Consider the following 22,298-nt stretch of genomic DNA (forward strand, 5'->3'; position numbering starts at 1 on the left):
GACATGCTGATTAGCGTCGCAATGGCAAAGGAGGGTACCCTTATCTATGTTATGTCCCATCTGCAATGGCTTGGAGCAGCTTACGGCTATCTGTCCGGTTTGCTCCCTACAAACTGATGATTACGGACGGCTCGAAGACTTTGCCGGTCCTTATGCACCTTATCAGCCTGACACGTATACAAATAACGAGACGATTCCTTCATTGTCACAATCGGAACAGAGCTGTGGACATATCGTATATTGCTCAAACTGTGTGAAGACGTTTGAAGTAATTGTTTCTAAGTGGCACTGAAACGGGGGACGAGTTCTAGGCAGTATTGCGATAATTTTCCGGTTTAAGTTGTCTGCGTTTTATCTCCGCGCCAAGCAATAGAATAAATTCCGGATCCAATTCGAACTTATGTGCTGCGTCATAGGCATCGAGCAAAAGGTCGTCTGACAGCTGATCCATATCCTCCACTCCTTCCCTCTTTATTCCAAATTCATCTTAGCATGTCCAAATAGGAAGGAACAAGCGTTCCGATTATCCACATACCCATGTGGACAGCATGTTGGTAAGATGTGGGTAATCGTCGAATAATGAGGAAATACCAATGAGGATATTGTGGATACGGTTATACACAGCCCGACAAAAACCCACTTTTGATAAAAAACTTTAATGGCGCTCTATCAACCTATTAATCTATTATATTAAATCCGGTTAATTACTATTGAGGCCTCGTATTCACTTCGAAAATCCAAATTTTCCCGTTCCGATCTATGCCGAAATCAAAGCCTAACTGTCCGATCCCCGGAAACCGCCCTTCAAGCACTTCAGTGGAAAGCTGAGTAAGCAGCCGCATTTCACTCTTCTTGGAACCGACCGCACCGCTGGAGAACGATCTTCGAATCCCCTCAGAACCGCTGAGCAACGTACCGCCTCGGCAAATATTCGTAACGAATAAGCCCGGTTTAGCCAAGCGCCCTACAATCGCCGTAATCGCCCATTGTCCGGTTTCCTGCTTCACGTATTTCACACGGTAATCGATAGGTCTGCCGCTGATGGTAGCCAGACGAATTCCTTTCTGAATCAAATAGCGACGAGAGCTCTTCTTCGACAGCAGAGACTGATACATGCCGTCGAACGTGCTAAAGCTGCTTGTTTTGGAATAGTAGGTATACTTGTAGGTTCCGGCATCTTTGGACACTTTAATGACGCCGTTGCCGCCGGCTCCGCGGACCGGCTTAATAACGACCATTCCATGTGACTGCAGCATGCTGTTTAAATTCACTTTCGAGAACATGCGTGTTGGAGGAATATGCGGCGCAATACGACTATGCGACAATAATGCCTCCGTTTTCGCCCATTTGCTCGCCAACTGTCTGCCTTGTTCCGTTCCCATTCCGTAATCCCATCCTTTCTTTATAACTGTTCTATAGTTCACAGCATATGCCTCGCAGACATCTATCTCTTGGATGATTGTTAGGGGCAACTCGCCTTATTTAATAGGCTGATAGAGCAGAAATCGCGCCCGGTATTGCCCGGGCAATGAATGGGGAGACATTTGCCGCACGAAAAACACCCGGTACGGACGCATTATGCACGTCTTACCGGGTGTTTGGCTGGGTACGATCGGGATTGAACGGGTTTAGGACTCTTCTTCTAGCTGCTTGCTTTTAAAAGGAAGGAAACAGGACTGAACCGCAAATGCGAGAGCCAGCATCTCTGAGCCGAGCCAGAAATTAGATGCCACAATCAGACAAGCGATCACCTTCATGAGCGGATAATACTTGGGCGATATTGTCGCATATTTGTCGTAGTTTGCAGGGGCGAGAACGGCCATCATCACAAGCGAAGCCGCTGTAAGTCCGTACATCCAAAGCTCCGGAATTACGACATGCGGCAGCACCGACAATACAACCGTGGAAGCCGCGATGCAGCTGACATTCGTAGGCAGATGATAGCCGCCGGATATAAAGCGGATCACCGCAAAAACAACTAACAGCCCGGCAGTCTTAAGCGGCTCGCCGCTCACGAGTCCAATAATAAGTACCAATGATGCAATCGTGATCGTATTCAACATAATTTCCAGCGCATACTTGATGACAGGCACGGATGGCGCAATCGCCCCGCTCTCGGTCATTTTGGCATGCAGCGTCGCAGCTGTTTTCTGAAGCATCTTCACGTTCCTCTCGGGCAGGTTTACATGTGATGTAGGTCTGGTTAGTCTCTTATCCTAATTTCTACTAGTATAGCAGAGATATTAGTTCCGCAAAATCACTACCGATACGTATTCACGCCCGGATTTCTTTCTTCTTGCTTTCCCGTTTATTATAATGGGAATGCAAACCAAATGAAGGAGTGAATCCACGATGAAGTATCGTAAGTTAGGCAAGAATGGTCCTGAGATCTCTGTAATCGGCTTTGGCTCATGGGCAATCGGAGGCGCCGGCTGGGCGAGTGCTTGGGGCAATCAAGATGATGCTCAATCCGTGGACAGCATCCGCGCAGCGCTTGACGCAGGCATTAATTTCTATGATACGGCAGCGGTTTATGGGCTTGGACACTCGGAGGCGGTACTCGGAGAAGCGCTTCGCGGAGATCGGGATAAGGTCGTGATCGCGACAAAATGCGGCTTGGTTTGGGATGAGGCCGGATCGATCACGAAGAGCGGAGCTTACGACTCCGTTATCCGAGAAGCGGAAGCTTCACTGAAGCGGCTCGGTACGGACTATATTGATTTGTATCAAATGCATTGGCCGGATAGTGAGGTATCTGCCGAAGAAACGATGCGCGCGATGGACAAGCTTGTTCAAGACGGCAAAGTCAGATTCGTCGGCGTCAGCAACTACAATGTCGAGCAGTTGGAACGCTCGCTCACGGTCAGACATGTCGATTCGCTGCAGCCTCCCTATTCGATCTTGCGGCCGGCAGCAGAGCAAGAGCTGCTTCCGTTCTGCTTAGCCAACGGCATCGGCGTCGTGGCATACAGTCCGCTAACTTCCGGTTTGCTGTCCGGCAATTATACGTACGACACCAAATTCGGGGAAGACGATTGGCGTTCACGCAACAAAGCGCATACCGGCGAAGGCCTCCGCAGCAATGTGGACCGCGCCGAGAAGCTTAAGGTAATCGCGGCACGTTATGATATCACTCTGCCGCAGCTTGCCGTCGCTTATGATCTTGCGCACCCTGCGCTCACGAGCGCTCTGGTCGGCGTACGCAAACCGAGCCATATTCTTAGCGTCCTTCCGGCGATTGATGTCGTGCTTGATGACGCGGTCTTGGCGGAAATTCGGGCTATTGCAGTTGGCTAGCTGTATCTGCAGGCAATCCGTCTGAAAGCACAAAGAAACCTCCCGGAGATCTCATCTCCGGGAGGTTTCTGCATTTCTTAAACGATTAGCATTCGCCGGCTTCGGCAGGCTTACCCGCATCCGTTGCTGTACGGAACGACGAACCGCAGCCGCAAGTTGCGGATGCGTTCGGATTGTTGATGGTAAAGCCGCCGCCCATTGCGGATTCTTTATAATCGATTTCGAGGCCGTTCAAGTATTTCATGCTGTCCGCGTCCACGACAACCTTCAATCCGCTGAACTCCATCGTTTTGTCCGTATCGTTAAGCTCATCATCGAAGCCCATGCCGTATGAGAATCCGCTGCAGCCGCCTTCCTTTACGCCAATGCGCAGGAACAACTCAGGTGACTCTTCAGCCTCCAGCATTTCCTTGATCTTCTCGTTTGCAGTCTCGCTTATATTAATCATGGTATCCCTCCTGTAATAGGGAGTTCGACGGCGTCAAACTCTCGCTGATTTCGTTAATCAAATAACTTACTATATATTTTATAGTATACTCCACATCGCAGAAGGACTCAATACACGTACAACCCTAATGTGGCGGTTACGCAGGCAGCACATACAGCAGAATCGCGAAGAAATGCAGCACCGAGCCGCCAAGTACAAATAAATGCCAGACGGCATGATGATACTTAAAGCTCCGCCATACATAGAACAATGTGCCCACCGTATACAGCACGCCGCCGATTATCAAGAGCTGCAGACCGCCCGGTACCAGATGCGCTTTAAGCGGTCCCCATGCAAACACGATGATCCAACCCATTCCGATATAGAGCAGCGTGGACGTGAAGAGAAACTTAGAGGCGTAGAAGGCCTTGAACACGACGCCGCACAATGCGAGTCCCCATACGATTCCGAAGAGCGTCCATCCTGCCGCGCCTTGCACAATATGCAGCACGATCGGGGTGTATGTTCCGGCGATGAACAAATAAATGCAGGAATGATCCATAATTTCAAACACATTCTTCGCTTTTCCTTCCGGAAAGCTGTGAACGAGCGTAGACGAAATATACAGCAGCAGCATCATGGAGCCATAAATCGTAAAGCTTGCCACATGCGAAGCATTTCCTTTCATTGCGGCAAACACGATTAGCAGCACCAACGCAGCAACACTTAATACAGCGCCTAAGCCATGCGTGATCGCATTGGCTACTTCTTCCCTTCGAGAATACGTATATGTATTCGCCATGAATTCCACCTCATTCTTATTAACTGTTTCGCCTCTGCTCCTTATTGTAACCCAAATTGCACGGCATCGAAAGGAAGTCGCCTCCTGCTGCTTCCATCGTTTAGGTCCTCTGGCATGACTTAATAGTTGCCGCTCTTCATGATGAGGTTTATAATAAGGGAAGTTATTTGTGTGGGTTTTTGGAGTGAGGGTAAGTAATTTTTTTCACAATGTTGTTTTTTTTCAATTTATACATTATACACCGGACCTGTAAATGAGTGCCCGGCGGACTGGGAGGATACTCTTATGAATGTCGTAATACCTACAGATGCTACACGAATGCAAGCCATTGTCGAGAAAGTTCGTGCTGGCGAACGTCTCACTCGGGAAGATGGAGAATTTCTATATCGTTCCGACGATTTGCTCACCATCGGCCAGATGGCGAACGAAGTCAACCTCAAGAAGAACGGACGGAAAGTATATTTTATCGAAAATATGAGCTTATACTTCACAAATGTTTGTGAAGCTCATTGTGCGTTCTGCAACTTCCGCAAGGATGAAGGTCAGGAAGGTGCTTACACGCTTACCGGCGCGCAAATGATCGAATATGTGGAGAAGCATATTCATCCTGATGTGCGGGAATTCCATATCGTCGGCGGCCATAATCCCCACGTGCCTTTCCAATACTACGTGGATTCGCTTCAAGCGTTGCATGATCGTTTCCCTAATGTTGCGCTCAAAGCGTACACGGCCGCTGAAATCGACTTTTTCTCGCGGATTAGCGGCCTGAGCTACAAAGAAGTGATTCAAGAACTCATGAAAGCCGGCCTGCAAAGCTTAACCGGCGGCGGCGCCGAGATTCTGTCTGACGAATACCGCAAAAAGATGCGCGTAGACAAAGCCGATGTTTCCCAATACCTGGAGGTCCATCGCACGGCACATAATCTTGGTCTTCGCACGCACACAACCATGCTCTACGGATCTGTAGAGAAAACCGAAGATCGCGTTAACCATATGCTTCAAATTCGCGAGCTGCAAGATGAAACGAACGGCTTCCAAGTGTTCATCCCGCTCTCCATGCAGCCAATCAGCCCGAAAGCAAGCATTCGCCGTCGCAACTCCGCCTTTGACGATCTGAAGGCTATTGCGATCAGCCGCTTGCTGCTTGATAATTTCCAGCATATTAAAGCGTATTTCATTAATATCGGTACTCAGCTCACGCAAGTTGCGCTTACAATGGGCGCTTCCGACGTACACGGTACGATGGTGAAAGAACGCATCAGCCACGCAGCAGGCGCACTGACGCCTGAAGGCATCACACGCGAAGATCTGATTTGGCTCATCAAAGGTGCCGGCCGTATTCCGGTTGAACGCGATACGTTCTACAACGAAGTGAAGGTTTTCGAATAAGCAGGTTTTGCCATAGTTTTGGGTAGTACAAGCACTGATGGCTAAGGTCGCAGAGGCGTATACTACGGGAAAGAGCAAACAGCGGACGCCGGCTTCCGGCGCCGCATCACTAAACGAAAATGCAGAAGATTCTTATTGCACACAGAGAAAGTTGGGATTTTGATGAAGCGTTTTGTCATTCTTGGCGGCGGTTATGGAGGTCTTACAGTCGCCCATGCATTGCTGGAGGGTGAACTGCCAGACGACACAATCGTCGTTCTAATTGACCGTATGCCGTTTCAAGGGTTAAAAACGGAGTATTATTCTTTGGTAGCGGGAACGGCTGCAGATATTGATCTGCGCGTAGCTTTCCCTTCGGATCCGCGTCTGATCGTCACCTACGGCGAAGTAACCGATATCGACCTGGATGCGAAGCATATCCAGCTTGCCGGCCAAGATCCGCTTGAATACGAGTGGCTCGTAGTCGCACTTGGCTGTACGGACAAATATCATGGCATTGATGGTGCGGAGTTGTACTCCAACAGCATCCAGACGTTCTCCGCATCGCGTAAAACCTATTTGGCACTAAACGACGTGAAGCCATATGGGCAAGTAACCATCGTCGGCGGCGGGTTGAGCGGTGTTGAGGTAGCATCCGAGCTGCGCGAAGGCCGTCCTGACCTCAATATCCGGATTATCGATCGCGGACCGAGCATTCTGTCTGCATTCCCGGGCAAGCTGCAGGAATATGTTTCTTCGTGGTTTATCGAGCATGAAGTGGAAATGCGGGGACATGTTTCGCTGCATAAGCTGGAAGAAGGCTGCTTGTATGATTTGAACAATCCGAGTCCAATCCTGTCTGACGTAACGGTATGGACAGCCGGTATTCAACCCGTAGCGCTGGTTCAACGCATGAACCTGCCTAAGGACGCCCAAGGCCGTCTTATCATTAATGAGAACCACCAACTGCCGGATTATAATGACGTGTTCATCGTCGGCGACTGCGCTTCCCTGCCATTCTCGCCAAGCGCGCAGGCTGCGGAAGGACAAGGCAAGCAAGTTGCAGAAGTCATGCAAGCAATTTGGAGCGGCAAAACACCCAAACTTGGCAAAATCAAGCTTAAAGGCGTTCTCGGCTCGCTTGGTAAAAAAGCCGGCTTCGGACTCATGGGCCGCACGCCTCTTATGGGCCGCGTACCTCGCGTTCTCAAAAGCGGCGTCTTATGGATGTCGAAGCATCATTTCGGCTAAACTAGTAAGATATGGAACCTGCCCTGGTAGGAACGGTTACATATCATCGATCAGTCGATCTAATGCTTCACGATCTGCTTGTTGCTTCACAATGGCCTTCATCATTCGTTCTTCCAGCTCTTCGATGGTTTCGCCGGCGATAATCTCGCCATTGACGAGACCGAACGGAGCCAAATAACATTCGCCGCAATTTCCCAGGCAGCCGTATTCGATTACATCATAATCCGGATTTTCCTCTAGCTTTTTCATGAGACGGTCGGTGCCATGGTGCATATTGCTGGCGCAAAATTCTATCATCGTTTTTAACATTTTTATTCGTTCACCTGGCCTTGAGTGATTGATATCCATTTTCAATTGCTCTGCTTTGTACTATAATAGGGGAGAAAGGAGTGGATTGCAATGAGTGAAAATGCACAAAGCACGATGTACGATGAAGTTTTGGATGTTCTTGACAAGCTGCGCCCGTTCTTGCAGCGCGACGGCGGCGACGTTGAACTCGTCGACGTAGAGGACGGCATCGTGAAACTTCGTTTGGTGGGTGCTTGCGGCAGCTGCCCAAGCTCGACAATTACGCTTAAAGCAGGGATTGAACGCGCTCTGCTTGAAGAAGTCGAAGGCGTACAAGAGGTAATGCAAGTATTCTAATCTCTTAACCTCTTCACCCATTATTTACAATAAAGAGTCTTGCCGTTATCCAGCCACTAAGGCGGATACGGCAAGACTCTTTTGTTTAGTTGGATGATGTTTTGATGGAAGTCTTGATCGGGTCGAAACCCCCGGTTACATCCACGATGTTTCCTGTCAAATAATCCGATTGCGGCAAGCATAAGAACGTAATGACCCTTGCGACATCCTCGCCGCTTCCGGGACGTCCTCTCGGCGATTCTTCATCTTGCTCACCGGAAACCTCTGCGATCGTCCGCTCCTTGTTCACACCGCGAATATCGCCCGGACAGACCATGTGAACCGTAATGCCGTTGCCTGCCTCTTCGACGGCAAGCGTCTTCGTGAAGGATACAAGTCCCGTCTTAGCGGAAGCGTAAACGGCTCTGTGAGGCCACGCACGGCCTTCTCCGGCATGACCGAAGCCAAAGTGGATGATGCGTCCCCACTGCCGCTTACGCATCCCTGCGAGCAGATGGTGATCGAGCAGCATAACGCCAAGCAAATTGCCGTTAACTAAGCCGATCACTTCTTCTGCGGAATAATCCGCGAATAGCCGTCGCTCTCGAATGAATGGGCCGGCGTTATTGATCAGAATATCGATACTGCCGGTTTGCGACCATGCCTGCGCTTCGGCTGCAAGACGTGCAACATCGCCTTGAACGGCGATGTCAGCCCCGATTGCGGTTGCACGAACGCCGCATTGCTGCGTAATGTCCGCTGCGAGCAAGAGCGCCTCCTGCTCGCTTGATTTATAATTCAGCACGATGTCGCAGCCCATCTGAGCCAGCGACATCGCCGTCATTTTGCCTAACCCTTTCGCACTTCCCGTTATTAAAGCCGTTCGTCCTTTCAGCTCCATGGGCACCCTCCCAAGTTCAGATCATTTTCTCATCTGGCGATAAGCATGGTGAAAGGTCAGCTTAAGTGTATCCAGCACCATATCCATCATTTCATCCAGATCGCGCATCTGCTGAGTAATATTCTCCAATTGGTGCTGCTCTGAATATGATTCATGGCTTTGTCTGAGATCATCCTGCATTTCCGAATTCATGAAGTGGATCTCCGTATTCCGCCGTTTGCGGATTCGGTTCATCGTAGGCTTGATAAGCTCCTTGAGCTCGTATAGAGGCAGCGCCAGCTCCGAATATGCATTCCGCTGCACCATCGTGCGCAGCACGGTGAAATACGAGAAATGCGGTTTAACCCGCTCCGTTTGTAAGCCGAGATAGTCGTTCATCAGCGTCCCCAGCTTATCAAGCAGCGAGAACAGCCGAATAAAGGCATTTTTGTCAAAGTACACGTAACGGTGATAGTTCATCTGCTCCTCAGGTTTCATGGCCGTATAGGAAGCGGACGTAATCATGGCGCTGAACTTGCGTGCTGCATATTGGCTTTGCTCAAGCTCATCCAGTGAGGAAATAAGACCAAGCGTGTAAATCTCGTATTTGCGAAGCTTGTGATTCTCATCATGACTCTGCTCGATCAGCTTATGAAGCGCATCGGCGTACTGCTCCATCGCTTGCACGGTTTCCAGCAGTTTGCCCTCCGAGACACGCGGCGGTTCACCAAACAGCATTCTAAGCACTAGGCAGTCCTCCTGAAGTTACAACTTGTCTTCTTAGACATGCATTACCCTCGTCCTTCGCGCCACTTCCATGCCCGAATCATAAAGTCGCACAGAATCCCGAACAGGATAGAGATGATGATATTGTGCAGGATGCTTGTGAAAACAAACCAATCCTCATTGCCGATCGTCTTCGTAAGCAGCGCGCCGCTCAGGACTTGGCTGATGACCAGCACGAACACGAGAAAAATCGTACTGCGAAGCGCTTGGTTGCCGCTTGCGACCCGCTTCACATGCATCATTAACCAGGTAACCAGAATGAACAGCACTGCGGCCGCGACACGGTGAATAAAGACATAACGCGTAGCGCCTTCCATATCAGGAATGAGGTCGCCGTTACATAGCGGCCAGCCGATGCATCCGCCTGCCGAATCGGTATGCCGGATAAAGGCACCTAAGTAAATAACGAAATAGCTGTAAATCAGAATGGCTAACGACAAGTAAAACACGGATTGCGGTACGCGAGCGGCAGGCTTGTCCGCCAGCTCTCCCCGCTTCATCCTGCCAGTCCATAAGAGGAGCAGCAGCGTGAACATGAAAGCCATAATAGAGAACCCAAAGTGCAGAGCCAGTACGGCAGGAGTCGTCGGCCATACGACCGCAGCAGCGCCGAGCAAAGCCTGCAAGAGGGTGAAAAAACCTGAGCCTGACGCGTAAATAATCGGCTCTTTGTAATCGCGGTACCACTTCAGCGTTGCGATGAATGTCGCAAGCACCAATAAGCCAATGCCGCCGCTAATCAATCGATGGGAGTATTCGATTAACGATTCCAGCGTATACGCCGGTATAAATTTGCCGTTACATAGCGGCCAATCTGTTCCACAGCCGCGGCCGGAGTCTGTATTCGTCACAAGCGCGCCGGCAATCAACACCAAAAACATCCCTATGCACGTTACAATAGCAAGCGCACGATATCGGTTAGAATTCAACATGTCCACCTAACTTCCGGAAAGAATCACCTCAATTATAACGAACTATGTTGGCAAATACCATGTTCAAACTGTGAACACAGGCAGCCCTCATCTCGAGACAGAAAAGCCCGCTCTGCGCCAATTTCGGACACATTGCGGGCTTCCCTGACCCGGGTTTTCGTTATGAGCTCGGAAGTGCTTCCGCCACTTGGACGGCCCGATCCAGAAACTGCTCAATTTCCTCACGTGTCTTGCGCAGCTTGCTGACGAAACGAACGAGCTCCTGCCCTTTCTTGAACGCGATAAAGCTTGGAATGCCAAGGATGTTCAGCTCGCTGCACAGGTCCGGCAAATCATCGCGGTCAATTTGGAGGAACTGAATGCGGTCCCCGTAGCTGCCCTCGATATCCGGCATGAATGGCTCGATATAATGGCAATCCTTGCACCAGGTAGTCTTGAAAACCGCTACCGTGACGATATCCTCGCGGTTAACCGCGTCTCGAAATGCTTGTTCCGTTGTTATGATCTGCATGGCAATGTCGTACTCCTTTCAATGTGGAAGCCTGTTTCGGCAATGCTGTGATGTGATGTGATGTGCAAACAATCGTTTAGGGCTCCCGGGAAATGACCAGATAGTCATCCTCATAATCGTCGGTATTCCATTGCAGCGTTCCGCCAAGCGCCTTCACGAAATCGCGCGCCGGTACATAAGTGACACCATTAATGACCGTTGGCGGGAAGCTCCAAGTCACGGTCTTTCCGTTTAGTGTAACATGGTTGCTGCCTGTTCTCATCCCCAGCGTTGAACCTGTCGCATCATCGTATACGACTAGTGTGCCTGCTTCCTTCCGAATAGTTGCATGGAATCCGTTAACCGTTCGACGAAGCGGAATCAAAGTTATGCCGTCAGGCGTAATAATCGGCGGATTAGCACTGTATGCGGCATACATCGTGATCACTTGTTTGCTAATATGCCCTTGTTCCCGAAGCAGGCTGTACAGGACGGAATCCGGCTCGAGGTTACGCAGCACTTCGTAGCCTTCCATCTCCATCAATTGCTCCCCGTCGATCGAAAGTCGAGGTGCAGTCGGCTGATCCGGCATTACATTACCGTTCACATTCCACCGATCGGACGTCACTTTGAGCCATAGGCCTTCGATCGGCGCGGACTCTTCCAGCTCCCCAATATTAACCGCGGTAAGCATTTCTTCACCATCAGCTGCCACAGTTTCTTGAGCTGCAGCTGCAGCCTCCTTATCTGCCAGGGCATCCAGCGCTGCCAGATTCGGTTTGATCGAAGCCTCGATCACCGACTTGCGAATATCAAGCTTGCTGTCGATGAACAGGTCGCCTTTTACATACGTGTCTTTGGTAAAGATGTGGTTAAGCTCTTCTTGGTCGTTCAGCTCCGTCTTGGCGATCCCGTCCTTCAGCTCCGTGAGCATTTCCACCACGCTGTCGGTCGCTTCCTGAACGCTCTCCCCATCGATTTCTTCTTCGGGCAGCGAACCGAATATGCTCTCTGCACCGGTGGATTTCAGGGCATCGCTCTGGCTTTGAACCAGCTCAAGCAATTGGGTGAGCATTTCTTTCAGCCCATCCTTATCGCTTAGAAGCGCTTCTACATAGGATTTCGCCCAATCCCACAGCTCTATGCCTGTCAGCTCCGCATGAATGTTCATCCCGCTAACGGTTTCTCCCGCTACTTGCTCTTGCCCGACATTGACGGACAAGTGCTTCGGATTCGGCAAATTATGAATCGCATAGTCGCCTGCGACATCCATCATCTGTTTGGCGGTTTCCGTCAGCTTAGCCTCTGTCGCATCATTAATTCCGAGCCCGTCATCGTCCTGCAGATCGGCCGATCCGGCCATATGTATGACAATCGGGCGTTTTGCCCCTTCAAGATCAATCACGGTCAGCTTGTCATCCAGCTGAGCGCTAAACGCAATGGACTTTTCGCCAAGCGACAGCTTTCCCTTAACGGACATGGCACCGGCTTGCGCGACCATCACATGATCAAGCTGCAGCTTGACCGAGGATACCAAATCGAGCACTGCTTTCTCTTCGTCTGTCGCATCAGCAAGTGCATTGTCCTTCAGAAGCAGCTTGAATTCCACCAACTGGCTGCCTTCATACGAGGTAACCTTCAGCGACTGCTTCAGCATGGCATTGAAATCCACCCCGCCTAATGCCTGACAGCCGGCCACAATGAATACGAGAAGCGATAATAGCAGTAAGCATGAATTTCTCCACAACCCAGGCCGCTTTTTCAACAAAAAAACTCCTCTCCAACGGTAAAAAGACTAAGGTCCATTTTACCATGAAGAGGAAGTTGTGGGAATAACAATCCAGTTAATTAAGAACGCGACGCAACTCGCATCAGCGGGTTTAGCAGCTTGCGCAGCGGACCCGGGAACTGCCGGACGTCTTCGGCCTTCACGACTCGAAGCAGCACTAACAGCGCGACATAGAGTCCGAACGAAATGCCTCCCGCAGCGATGCAGGATATCAGAAAGGTCAGCTTAGCCGGGATACCGCCGATATAGTGTCTGCATACATAATCGATGAGCCAGCCTGCACCGGATGCCGCTACGATCGTAATCGCATAACCGGCCCAACGCCGCCCGAGGATGGAAAGTGAGATTTCCTTGCGAATCGCTCGGAAGTTAAGCGATGCGATCGTCATAAAGCAGATCGTAGAGGACAGGATCAAACCGTATACGCCCATGAAAGGCGCAAGAGCCAGGCTCGTCACAACCTTCACGACTATACCGATCAGTGCATGCCTCATCGGCATATGCGGTTTGTTCATGCTGGTCAGAACGGTATTGCTTGTCATCATCGTGATTTGGAAAATCGTGCCGGCCGTCAATGCGGCAATAGCCAAACTACCGCCCGTATTCGCGAAGAGCAAACCATTTATCGACGTAGCAGCAATAGTCATGATGAGAGCAACCGGCACGCCCGTAAAGACCACAATGCGCATGACAAGCGATGCTTGACGCTCTACCTCCGGCATATTGCGTACGGAATAGGCAGCGGATATGACCGGAATCATGGATTGACTGAGCGCGATCGCCAGAATCGGCGGAATTCCCGCCAGCGCCTGCGCCTTCAACCCCAGCCAGTCCAGCGTTTGACGTGCATCGACCGCATTGTAATACCCGTGCGTCAGCTTCATGAACAACGAAGTGTCAAAGAAATAAATAAATTGAACGGTCATCGAAGTAATGACGATCGGCACGGATATTCGGAACATTTCCTTATAAATCGTCTTAAACGACAACGGTGCACGCGCCGCCTGAGCTGTCGATTTCGTCTCGGCCGCAGGAGCAGCGGCTTTCTCAAGCGCATCGTGTCTCCGCAGCTTCCTTGCGTAGAATAACATCACGCAGAAAGCGCCCACACTGCCGAACACACTGCCGAATGTCGCGGCTGCGGCAATCCAGCTCTGTCCCCAGCCCCAAGCCAAGACGATATACGCAAGCCCTACCGCTGTAATAACGCGGAGAATTTGCTCGATGATTTGGGAGATGCCTCCGGCTGCCATAAGCTGACGGCCTTGGAAGTATCCTCTCATCATCGCGATGATCGGGAAGAACAGCAGCGCAGGCGCAATGGCCCGAACGGCCAAATCAGCACCGGGGTTCTCCGCGATATGCGTCGCGTAGAACGGAGCAAATACAAGCAGCAGCACCGTTATCACCACACCTGTGATGGAACCGAATAAGAGAGCCGCTTTGTAAATCCGTTTCGCATCATCGGGACGGCCCTGGGCATAACGCTCAGAGACCATTTTGCTGATCGCGCTCGGGATGCCTCCGGTTGCTACAATAAGAAGCATTAAATAAATATTATTAGCGACGGTAAAATAACCGCCGCCGCTGCTGTCTGTCATATAATCCAGCGGGATGCGCTGGAAGATCCCGAGAAACCGGGCTACCAGCGCTGCCGCTGCGAGAATGATCGTTCCTTTGATTAAAGAATCCTTTTTAACCATTTGCTCTCCTGACCACACTCATTATTTCGCTTTGATGACCTCAAGCGGTTGGTGGTGACCGCGAACAGGCGCTGCCGCATTGGACGGAGCTGCCCAGCGGATACCGTTCTTGATCACTTGTAGTACATTTTCGTTATAGTAGGTTGGGTACGTCTCGTGACCGGGACGGAAGTAGAACACTTTACCTTGGCCGCGGTGCCAGGTGCAGCCGCTGCGGAATACTTCGCCGCCTTCGAACCAACTGACGAATACGAGATCATCCGGCTGTGGAATATCGAAGTGCTCGCCATACATTTCTTCGCGTTCCATTTCGAAATATTCCGGAAGGCCTGCAGCGATCGGGTGAGCCGGGTTAACCGTCCAGATCCGCTCTTTCTCATCGGCTTCGCGCCATTTCAGGTCGCAGCCCGTGCCCATAAGCTTCTTGAAAATTTTGGAGAAGTGGCCGGAGTGAAGCACGATCAGACCCATGCCATTCATAACGCGTTTATGTACACGCTCCACGATCTCATCTTCCACTTTATCGTGAGCCATGTGGCCCCACCAGATCAGAACGTCCGTATTCGCAAGCACTTCTTCCGTCAAGCCGTGCTCCGGCTGTTCCAACGTAGCTGTCGCTACTTCGAAACCATCTGTGCCGATGCCTGCTTTAATGGCTTGGTGAATCCCATCCGGATAAACTTTAATAACGGCCTCATTCGTTTTCTCATGCATAAATTCATTCCATACTGTAACTTTAATCAACTTTGTCTGCCTCCTCAAATTAGATCCAAATGATAAAAATAATAATCATAGCCGCTTGCATCATGAATTTGGCGACCATGCTGGAAAACAATCCAACTACCGCACCAAGCCCGGCTTTGAGAGCCTTGTCCATTTTCGCGCCGGTAAACAGCTCACCGAGCACGGCCCCGAGCAGAGGTCCAAGAATGATACCAAAGGCAGGAATAACGAATGGACCTACGATAAGTCCGATCGTACTGCCGATCACCGAGGCCCTGGAGCCTCCATACTTCTTAACGCCCCAAGCGCTGACGGCATAATCCGCAATGAACAGCGCAATGACAATTAACGACTGGATCGTCCAGAACCAGAAACCAAACGGAGAGAACGAGATAAAGAAGCCATACACGAAGAATGCCGCGTAGATCGCAAGCGCCCCCGGCAGAATCGGATAAATGGCTCCGGCCATACCAATCACAAACAAAATAATGACTAAGATCCAACCGGCTATCTCCATGCTGTACTCATCCCTTCAGCACATACTCCCGGATCACATGCGCAACCGCGTCCTCATTATGATTCACCGTTACGACATCTGCCACGGCCTTCACTTCTTCCTGCGCGTTGCCCATCGCAACGCCTAAACCAACCTCGCGGATCATCGCGATATCGTTTAAGCTGTCGCCCATCGCGGCAACTTGCGACATGTCGATGCCAAGCAGCGAGCACAGCTCGCGTATGGCGGAAGCCTTCGATACGCCTTCCGGATTCATCTCCAAATTCCACGGTGAGGAATTCGTTATCTCCAGCCCGCCCCAGCTTGAGGTCTCTCTCAGAATCGCTTCGCGCGTTGCCGCGTCCTCAGTGTGATAACCGAATTTCAGCCAATGATGATGCTCATAATCGCCGGCAGGCTCGATCCACTGTTCCTTGTTGTAAATGCCCATCGTGGAATAGGCCCAGTACCAGCATTCCGGATACTTCAATGCTTCTTGGTGAAGCCGCTTCAATGTTGATGCCGACATCAGTGTGCGCTTATGAAGCACGTGCGGTCGCTTCCAAATTTCTCCACCGTTCACCGTAATCATCGGCGTGTCCAGCTTTAGCTGCTCCGCATAAGGCAGCGCGCTCGGAAAACCTCGTCCGGTCGCAAAACAAACGGTAACGCCGGCATCCAACGCTCGGTGAATCCACTTTGCATTCTCACTGCTGATCTCTTGTCGATCGTTCAGCAATGTTCCATCCATATCGAGTGCGATTAGCTTGATTGTTCCCATGGAGCCCTCCCTATAGAGCAAACTGCAGCTGCTGCAAGCGATCAATGTACCAATTTTAGCACATTCTGAACAGAATCCAAACCTGCCCGAACGCCAGCGGTAATCGCGCTTGGATACTTTTCTAATTATAGTGAGTCCTGCACGGAAACGCGTTATTCAATCTTGTGCTTTTTGTGTTCCATCTTGCTGTTATACCCCCAAAAGGGTACCGGTAAGAAATAAAATAGCATACAGCAGGCGACGAATGGCGGCGTGCTTCTTGGAACGGCGCATATGGATCCCTCCTTGCGGTATTGGATGGCATCCTTTCATGTTTTATCTTATGCAAAAATGTTTCTCGCGTGCAACTTCCGACCCATATAAAAAGGCTGCCCCGACAGCCAATTTGACTTCGGGACAACCCTCTTGTATCGCCGTGATAGGCTCCTCTTTATTGCGTCGTATCCGTCTTGCCGTTCTCCGTGGTCGTGCCTGCCGTCCCCGTCCCCGTCGTCGGCGGATTCACAGGCGCTTTCGGCTTCTTCGGCACGCCGTTCATCCCGATGGCATCATCGTACGCATCGAGTATCTTGCGCGCGACAGGAGCCGCTCCATAAGCACCGAAGCCGCCTTCCGGAATAACAACGGCTACCGCAATGACAGGATCTTCCGCAGGGGCAGACGCGATAAACACGGAATTCTCGACCGTCGCTCCGCTTACTTGCTGCTGGGATGTTCCTGTTTTCCGTAGTACCTTGTAAGGCGCGTTGTTAAACTCGGTTACGCTAACATTCAACATGCCCGTCTCGATTTCATCCCAGTATTTCTCGGGGAAATTGATCGTATTCAGCACTTCCGGCTGGAAGCTCTGCACGACCTTGCCGTCCGCATCACGGATTTCCTTCACGAACTGCGGCTTCATCCGTTTGCCATGACTGGCGAGCGTTGCGGCATACTGAGCAAGCTGAAGCGTTGTGTAACGTCCCATCTGGCCGAAGGAAGCCAGAATTAGCGCGGACTGCGCACTCGCGGCTTCTTCCTCGTGGAAATAGCCGATAACCCCTTTGCTCTCGTTCAGCAAGCCGCTTTCAGTATCTGCCCCGAGGCCGAACTGCTTCACATAGCTGTCCCAGATCGCCACGCCTTTATCCGAGTCTTTCCGGTAGAGGGCATCTCCGACCATCTTAGCCATGAAGGGGTTAGAAGATTTCGCAATCGCCTTGGCCGGATCCAGCACGCCGTACACATGCCCCTTGGCATTACCGATTCTGCGGCGTGTTGAGCCTTCCCGGCCATAATAGAATGAACCGGTGTCCGTATACGTTTGATTCGTCGTGAACAGCTTCTCATTTAACCCGATCAGGATAGACAATGGCTTCTGCGTGGATCCAAGGAAGACAACGGATGATGGATGCTTTCGCTGCTCCTTCGGGTCCTTGTAAGGACCGATAACCGGACTGATCGTGCCGTTCTGCAGCACATTGCTGATCATATCGTAATCCTCCGTGCTAATCTTTCCGCCTTCCCAGATGTTCGGATTATAATCCGGCATACTGGCCATCGCAATGATCTTGCCGGTCTTAACCTCTATCGCCACCGCATAACCGGTCTTCGCATTATCCTCATGCCGATCGCGATCCGGCGTAGTCTGCAGAAAATGAAGCTGATCCATGATCGCTTGTTCCGTCACTTCCTGAACGTGGCGGTTGATCGTGAGATAGATGTTGTCGCCTTTCTCGGGCTTCGTAATGACCGGCGGACCGATAACCCGGCTTGCCGCGTTTACCGGATACGTCTTCAAACCGTTCTTGCCCCTCAGCACATCCTGGAACATATACTCAAGCCCGTCGTAACCAACGTCTTCTTGCTGCAAATACTTCAAACGCGGATCATCCGTTTTGGCGCGGTCTTTGTACAAATTGTTCTCGGCACCGCCGCCGAATTTCTTCAAGTAGCCGACCAATTGGACAGCAAATTTGCTCGTATCGTAATGACGAATGCTTTCCTCTACAATATCGATCCCCTTATACAAGTCGCGGTTCTCCATGAAGTAGGCGATCTCATCCTGAGTCAGCCCGCTTTTGATGCGCCTAGGGACGGTTACCGTATTTTTCTTGTAATCCAGATCCATGTTTTTGATAATTTGTTCTAATGTCACCGCGGTCTTCGGGTTGCCGTACTTCTGGAATACTTCAAACAGTTTTTGGGCCATTGCGATAGAATCCGCTTTCTTCGTTCCCGGCTCTATGCTGTAATGGAGTGATTGAGTCGAGGTCGAATACGCAATCGGCGAACCGCCCGAGTCATAAATATTGCCGCGAATCGGCGGGATTAGGACATCCTTCGAGCCCCGCTTCTCTTCTTCCTCACGCAGAGAGGGCCCTTCAACGAACTGCAAAATAGCCAACCGAACAATCAGAACACTGAACACAAAAAACGTAGCAAAAAAGAATAAGTTCAACCGGAACGAAAAATTTCGCCGGTTCACAATCTCCCGCTTCTGCGGATCATCCTGCACCACTGTAAATCTCCTTTCTACACGGTCAAGTTTCCCTTATATGCGTGCTCGAGAACCCAGCCGGGTTAAACCAATCGCCTGAGGAGGCCCATGTTGCGTCAAGCGGAATCCAAGCACCGCTGCTTGCCAAACGCACTTCGTTCCAAGCATGGGGTCCATAACTGCCGTTGCCTGTTGCGCCGAGACCTGTAACGACCCGCACATCAAGCCCGACGGAACGCGCCATCACCGCATACAATCTGGCCACATCTATACAGACGCCTTTTCGGGTATCAAAAGTTTCAGTTGGCGTTTGTTCTTTCCAAACACCGTGCTCTACATAATTATTGGCTTTATCCCAGTCATATGCAATACGCGTGCCAATCCAATCATAGAGTGCCCGCGCCTTCGCTTCATCATTATCCGACTGTTTCGTTACTTCAGCCGCTGCAGCCTCGATGTTGGCAGGCACCGCGGCATCGATGACCTCATATTTGCGCTGCAGCACACGGCGAAACTCCGCCTGAACCGCATCGGTAATGACCGGACCGCGCTTCAGCACATCGCCGGCTACCGGGTCCAGCAGCTCTGCGGCCGTCTTCGCATAGATCGCGGACGACCTAATGGCGTCCGCTCCAAGCGCATGGGGAGCAAGCGTGACATACACAAACAGCACGGCAATGACAAGAAAAGCACGTCCGCCGCCCAGCAGCGCGCCGATCAAAGCCCCGGTCGTCCTGCTCGCCGTTCCGGAGAGCCTCCCGTATGCGGAAGGCCGGCCCCTGCGCGTTACCTGATCCGCGTGCTTCGCCGGCTGCATCAGCGCATCATAGAGCATGTAGCATAGCGGCTCAAGCAGTCGAAGCAAGTATCGGACGAGCGAGTACAGCACCAGAAACAGCGCGCCGAAGCGAAGCAGCTCAAAGTCACGCAGGCTGGTCACAACCGTGTACCATAGTTCTTTCGCTGCACTGAGCTCTTCCTGAGGCACGATGATGTTTCTGGCTTCCAGCCAATCGCGGATTACCGGCGATAGCCGCGAAGCGCCTCTACCGGCAAGCACAAGCGCAATCACGACCGAAACCGCTTGCCAAATAAAAAAGAAAAGGTGCTTCGCAGATCCCGACGCACCTCTTCTCATGCCTTGAATGAATGAGCCAAGCAGGATAATCAGCACCATGAGCGCAACCGGTTCCGGTTTCAATAAGGGAGCTACCCAAGCATTCATGATGAAGCCTCCTTCCATCACCTAAACGGATTAGGCTTGTCTTCAAACAGCCTTTGTCTAGACGTTCTTCTTTGCTTGATCAATTAAGGATTGAATTGCCGCATCGATCTTCCAAGTGCCAAGCGGCGTACCGCGGAAGTTCACTTTCACTTCTTTCTCGCCCGGCGTGCCGTCAAGCTGGAGGTTCTTCGTCTTCACCGTGAAGGTTCCGTCACTGTTCGTTGTGAATGTAGCTTCCTGCGCTTCGCCGGCCATCGCCGAGATTGCCTCTTGCTTCACGCTGTCCGCTACCTTCGTGCCAAGCTCGGATCCGAGATTCTTCAATTCTTCCAGCGAATGTCCGCTATAGAATACGACGCCTGCAAGAATAGCCACAACGATCAGCCATTTCACGACCGTCTTTACAATACGAACAACGATGAACAGCACTACAAGGGCTATTACCAGGAACAGCCATTTGTCCTTGAAGAATTGTACGTACGTGTCCAAATCATAGTTAAAATCCAAGCCCATCGATTGGTCTCCTCCATTATACCCGCCAAAAAGTCTACATACAAAACATTATAACCCATGACCCTACCACCGTAAACCAACTCAGTTGCGAGAGACATATCACAGCCCGGCCAAGCGTACAAGTAGTAACATACTGTCCACACCGATATCGCTGCGCGTTTATGCAAATCCGAAGGAGGTTTCACGTGAAAACTGCGATTTGGCTGTATTTGTTTCTGTTTGTCGCGTTCTTTGATTTACATGCCCAGTATCCCATCTTGACTCCATTCGCCATCTCAATCGGCGCTGCTCCGTCCTTTATCGGACTGATGATGGGACTGTACTCCATTACCCATCTGCCGGGCAATCTCATAGCCGGTTATGGGGTCGACCGTTATGGCAGCCGGCTATTCATCGTGTTCAGCCTCGCCGCAGCAGGCGGCATCCTGCTTCTGCAAGCCATGGTGACGAATCCATGGCAGCTGCTTGTACTCCGTTCAATCAGCGGCTTCGTGCTCGCCTTTCTGTCCCCGGCCTGTATGTCGCTGCTCGCACGCATTGCTACAAGCCAAATCCGGCAGCGCAAGCTCATGGCCGGCAATGGCCTTGTCCATACCGTCGCATCGGTGATCTCGCCTGCAGTCGGCGCGTATCTCGTTGCCCAAATCGGCTTTACGACGGCATTCTCCGTGCTCGGCTGGATTTTGATCGCCACCGCTGCCTGCGCAATGTTCTTTATCCGCGAATTAGTGCCTCAGAAGGCCACTGCGCCGGAGTCCAAAGCGCTGGCAACGCAAGCGAGTGCCGAGGCGCTGGGCATGCGGGGAGGCACGGAAGGGCCGCAGCCTCCGGTACCCTGGCTGATCTTCGCCCTGCCGATTGCCATGAGCTGCGCGCAGGGCATCTTATCCTTCGAGCTGCCGCTTATATCGACCACGAAGGAAGGCATGATGACGACCGGACTGCTGTTCTCCATCGTCAGCCTCGGCGCGCTGTTCACGCTCAGCATGTTGTTTCTTAACAAGCTCTCGCCGTTTCTTCGCTCGCTCTGGGGCGCCTTCATGCTGGCACTCACCTATTTCGCCATCGCGGCCGGTGTCCCGCTTCCATTCATGGTACTCCTGTTATTCGTCGGCATGGCCAAAGGCGTCATCTTCCCGGCGCTCTCCTCGCTCCTCATCGAGCGGAGCGGCGGGACCCGATACGGCCGGATGTTCTCGATCTTATCGATCGCTTTCTCGATCGGCGCATTCATGGGTCCGATGTTAGCCGGACAGCTGCGCGAATTCATATCGCCCTACTATATTGCTTTCTTAAGCCTCATGATCGCCGTTTGCGTTCTTCCCTTCTATGCTTCGCCTACAAAAGCAGGTGGATCAAGCTCCAGCGCCCATTTTTCAGGAACTGGGTAATTGCACAGGGCTGTTATCACTCAGGGGCATACATTACAGTGTGGCAAGAGGCTGGAATGCTTTACTCAGTGAAGCAGAGCCCCAAACGCCCTGTTAGACATCATGCGAAAGAGGGGTGACATTCACAATGTCTCAATTCGTAGATGCTGAACGCGGAGGACATGGCCATCATGGCGCATTTACCTCAGCTGGTTCCATCCTGGTGCTTTTCATCCTCCTGGTCATTGTAATTTGCGGCTGTGGCGGCTGGTACTAATCCATCCCCCCAAAGATACGGACATAAACGGCTTGCCAATCGGCAAGCCGTTTTTCGTTTTTCAAGTTAGCGTAGAATAGTATAA

23 protein-coding genes are annotated in these 22,298 nt (G+C 51.4%); 5 read left to right on the forward strand and 18 right to left on the reverse strand.

The genetic code is table 11. From position 1 onward, the window contains the following. Nucleotides 1–307: 307 nt before the first annotated feature. From sda to I8J30_RS06080, 3 genes are all read right to left on the reverse strand, one after another. The gene (sda, locus tag I8J30_RS06070) at nt 308–451 is read right to left on the reverse strand and encodes a sporulation histidine kinase inhibitor Sda (RefSeq protein ID WP_210656373.1); all 144 of its coding nucleotides are present in this window, start codon (nt 449–451) and stop codon (nt 308–310) included. Between the two features lie 256 nt (nt 452–707). Beyond that, nucleotides 708–1,382, reverse strand: coding sequence for a YheC/YheD family protein (locus tag I8J30_RS06075; RefSeq protein WP_210656375.1), 675 nt, complete (start codon nt 1,380–1,382; stop codon nt 708–710). A gap of 246 nt (nt 1,383–1,628) precedes the next feature. Next, entirely contained in the window at nt 1,629–2,159 is a 531-nt protein-coding gene (locus I8J30_RS06080; RefSeq protein WP_210656377.1) for an accessory gene regulator B family protein, read from the reverse strand. Between the two features lie 193 nt (nt 2,160–2,352). Here I8J30_RS06080 and I8J30_RS06085 point away from each other — a divergent pair, with 193 nt between their 5' ends. Next, nucleotides 2,353–3,297 carry an aldo/keto reductase gene (locus I8J30_RS06085; protein ID WP_210656379.1) on the forward strand — a complete coding sequence of 315 codons (945 nt, stop codon included), beginning with the start codon at nt 2,353–2,355 and terminating at the stop codon, nt 3,295–3,297. A gap of 85 nt (nt 3,298–3,382) precedes the next feature. On the opposite strand, the gene erpA is transcribed toward I8J30_RS06085, so the two are convergent. Next, complete coding sequence (gene erpA, locus I8J30_RS06090) at nt 3,383–3,745, reverse strand: iron-sulfur cluster insertion protein ErpA (protein ID WP_210656381.1); 363 nt, start codon at nt 3,743–3,745, stop codon at nt 3,383–3,385. A gap of 136 nt (nt 3,746–3,881) precedes the next feature. Further along, nucleotides 3,882–4,526 carry a PAQR family membrane homeostasis protein TrhA gene (gene trhA / locus I8J30_RS06095; RefSeq protein WP_210656383.1) on the reverse strand — a complete coding sequence of 215 codons (645 nt, stop codon included), beginning with the start codon at nt 4,524–4,526 and terminating at the stop codon, nt 3,882–3,884. A gap of 285 nt (nt 4,527–4,811) precedes the next feature. Here trhA and mqnE point away from each other — a divergent pair, with 285 nt between their 5' ends. Both mqnE and I8J30_RS06105 read left to right on the forward strand, forming a co-directional pair. Further along, nucleotides 4,812–5,915 carry an aminofutalosine synthase MqnE gene (gene mqnE, locus I8J30_RS06100; RefSeq protein ID WP_091221114.1) on the forward strand — a complete coding sequence of 368 codons (1,104 nt, stop codon included), beginning with the start codon at nt 4,812–4,814 and terminating at the stop codon, nt 5,913–5,915. A 162-nt stretch (nt 5,916–6,077) separates the two neighbouring features. Then, on the forward strand, nt 6,078–7,145 hold the full coding sequence (locus tag I8J30_RS06105) for an NAD(P)/FAD-dependent oxidoreductase (protein ID WP_210657515.1): 1,068 nt from the start codon (nt 6,078–6,080) through the stop codon (nt 7,143–7,145). A gap of 36 nt (nt 7,146–7,181) precedes the next feature. Here the strand turns inward: I8J30_RS06105 and I8J30_RS06110 are convergent, their stop codons facing one another. Then, on the reverse strand, nt 7,182–7,454 hold the full coding sequence (locus tag I8J30_RS06110) for a YuzB family protein (RefSeq protein WP_210656385.1): 273 nt from the start codon (nt 7,452–7,454) through the stop codon (nt 7,182–7,184). Nucleotides 7,455–7,544: 90 nt separating this feature from the next. On the opposite strand from I8J30_RS06110, the gene I8J30_RS06115 reads away from it, so the two are divergent. Then, nucleotides 7,545–7,790, forward strand: coding sequence for a NifU family protein (locus I8J30_RS06115; RefSeq protein WP_090578360.1), 246 nt, complete (start codon nt 7,545–7,547; stop codon nt 7,788–7,790). Nucleotides 7,791–7,875: 85 nt separating this feature from the next. Here I8J30_RS06115 and I8J30_RS06120 read toward each other — a convergent pair whose 3' ends face one another. The 12 genes from I8J30_RS06120 to I8J30_RS06175 form a co-directional block, all read right to left on the reverse strand. Then, entirely contained in the window at nt 7,876–8,664 is a 789-nt protein-coding gene (locus tag I8J30_RS06120; protein WP_210657517.1) for an SDR family oxidoreductase, read from the reverse strand. A gap of 27 nt (nt 8,665–8,691) precedes the next feature. After that, nucleotides 8,692–9,387: a Cthe_2314 family HEPN domain-containing protein gene (locus tag I8J30_RS06125; RefSeq protein WP_240547940.1), complete on the reverse strand. Its 696-nt coding sequence runs from the start codon at nt 9,385–9,387 to the stop codon at nt 8,692–8,694. A gap of 53 nt (nt 9,388–9,440) precedes the next feature. Beyond that, complete coding sequence (locus I8J30_RS06130) at nt 9,441–10,367, reverse strand: COX15/CtaA family protein (protein WP_338044823.1); 927 nt, start codon at nt 10,365–10,367, stop codon at nt 9,441–9,443. A gap of 160 nt (nt 10,368–10,527) precedes the next feature. Then, the gene (locus I8J30_RS06135; protein ID WP_210656389.1) at nt 10,528–10,878 is read right to left on the reverse strand and encodes a thioredoxin family protein; all 351 of its coding nucleotides are present in this window, start codon (nt 10,876–10,878) and stop codon (nt 10,528–10,530) included. Nucleotides 10,879–10,954: 76 nt separating this feature from the next. Then, nucleotides 10,955–12,622, reverse strand: a complete 1,668-nt coding sequence (locus I8J30_RS06140; RefSeq protein WP_210656391.1) for a copper amine oxidase N-terminal domain-containing protein — start codon at nt 12,620–12,622, stop codon at nt 10,955–10,957. An 83-nt stretch (nt 12,623–12,705) separates the two neighbouring features. Then, nucleotides 12,706–14,349, reverse strand: coding sequence for a putative polysaccharide biosynthesis protein (locus I8J30_RS06145; RefSeq protein WP_210656393.1), 1,644 nt, complete (start codon nt 14,347–14,349; stop codon nt 12,706–12,708). 21 nt (nt 14,350–14,370) lie between these two features. After that, nucleotides 14,371–15,093, reverse strand: coding sequence for a ThuA domain-containing protein (locus tag I8J30_RS06150; RefSeq protein ID WP_091221128.1), 723 nt, complete (start codon nt 15,091–15,093; stop codon nt 14,371–14,373). Nucleotides 15,094–15,112: 19 nt separating this feature from the next. Next, a complete protein-coding gene (locus I8J30_RS06155; protein WP_210656395.1) occupies nt 15,113–15,589 on the reverse strand; it encodes a DUF456 domain-containing protein in 477 nt (158 codons plus the stop codon). 7 nt (nt 15,590–15,596) lie between these two features. Further along, entirely contained in the window at nt 15,597–16,349 is a 753-nt protein-coding gene (locus I8J30_RS06160; RefSeq protein WP_210656397.1) for a Cof-type HAD-IIB family hydrolase, read from the reverse strand. Nucleotides 16,350–16,779: 430 nt separating this feature from the next. Then, on the reverse strand, nt 16,780–18,849 hold the full coding sequence (locus I8J30_RS06165; RefSeq protein ID WP_338044824.1) for a peptidoglycan D,D-transpeptidase FtsI family protein: 2,070 nt from the start codon (nt 18,847–18,849) through the stop codon (nt 16,780–16,782). 22 nt (nt 18,850–18,871) lie between these two features. Beyond that, nucleotides 18,872–20,053 carry a transglutaminase domain-containing protein gene (locus I8J30_RS06170; RefSeq protein ID WP_210656399.1) on the reverse strand — a complete coding sequence of 394 codons (1,182 nt, stop codon included), beginning with the start codon at nt 20,051–20,053 and terminating at the stop codon, nt 18,872–18,874. A gap of 57 nt (nt 20,054–20,110) precedes the next feature. Further along, nucleotides 20,111–20,566: a hypothetical protein gene (locus tag I8J30_RS06175; protein ID WP_210656401.1), complete on the reverse strand. Its 456-nt coding sequence runs from the start codon at nt 20,564–20,566 to the stop codon at nt 20,111–20,113. 185 nt (nt 20,567–20,751) lie between these two features. Here I8J30_RS06175 and I8J30_RS06180 point away from each other — a divergent pair, with 185 nt between their 5' ends. Further along, nucleotides 20,752–21,957, forward strand: coding sequence for an MFS transporter (locus tag I8J30_RS06180; RefSeq protein WP_210656403.1), 1,206 nt, complete (start codon nt 20,752–20,754; stop codon nt 21,955–21,957). Nucleotides 21,958–22,298: the final 341 nt, after the last annotated feature.

The organism is Paenibacillus lignilyticus (genome assembly GCF_017942085.1).
Taxonomy (GTDB): domain Bacteria; phylum Bacillota; class Bacilli; order Paenibacillales; family Paenibacillaceae; genus Paenibacillus_Z; species Paenibacillus_Z lignilyticus.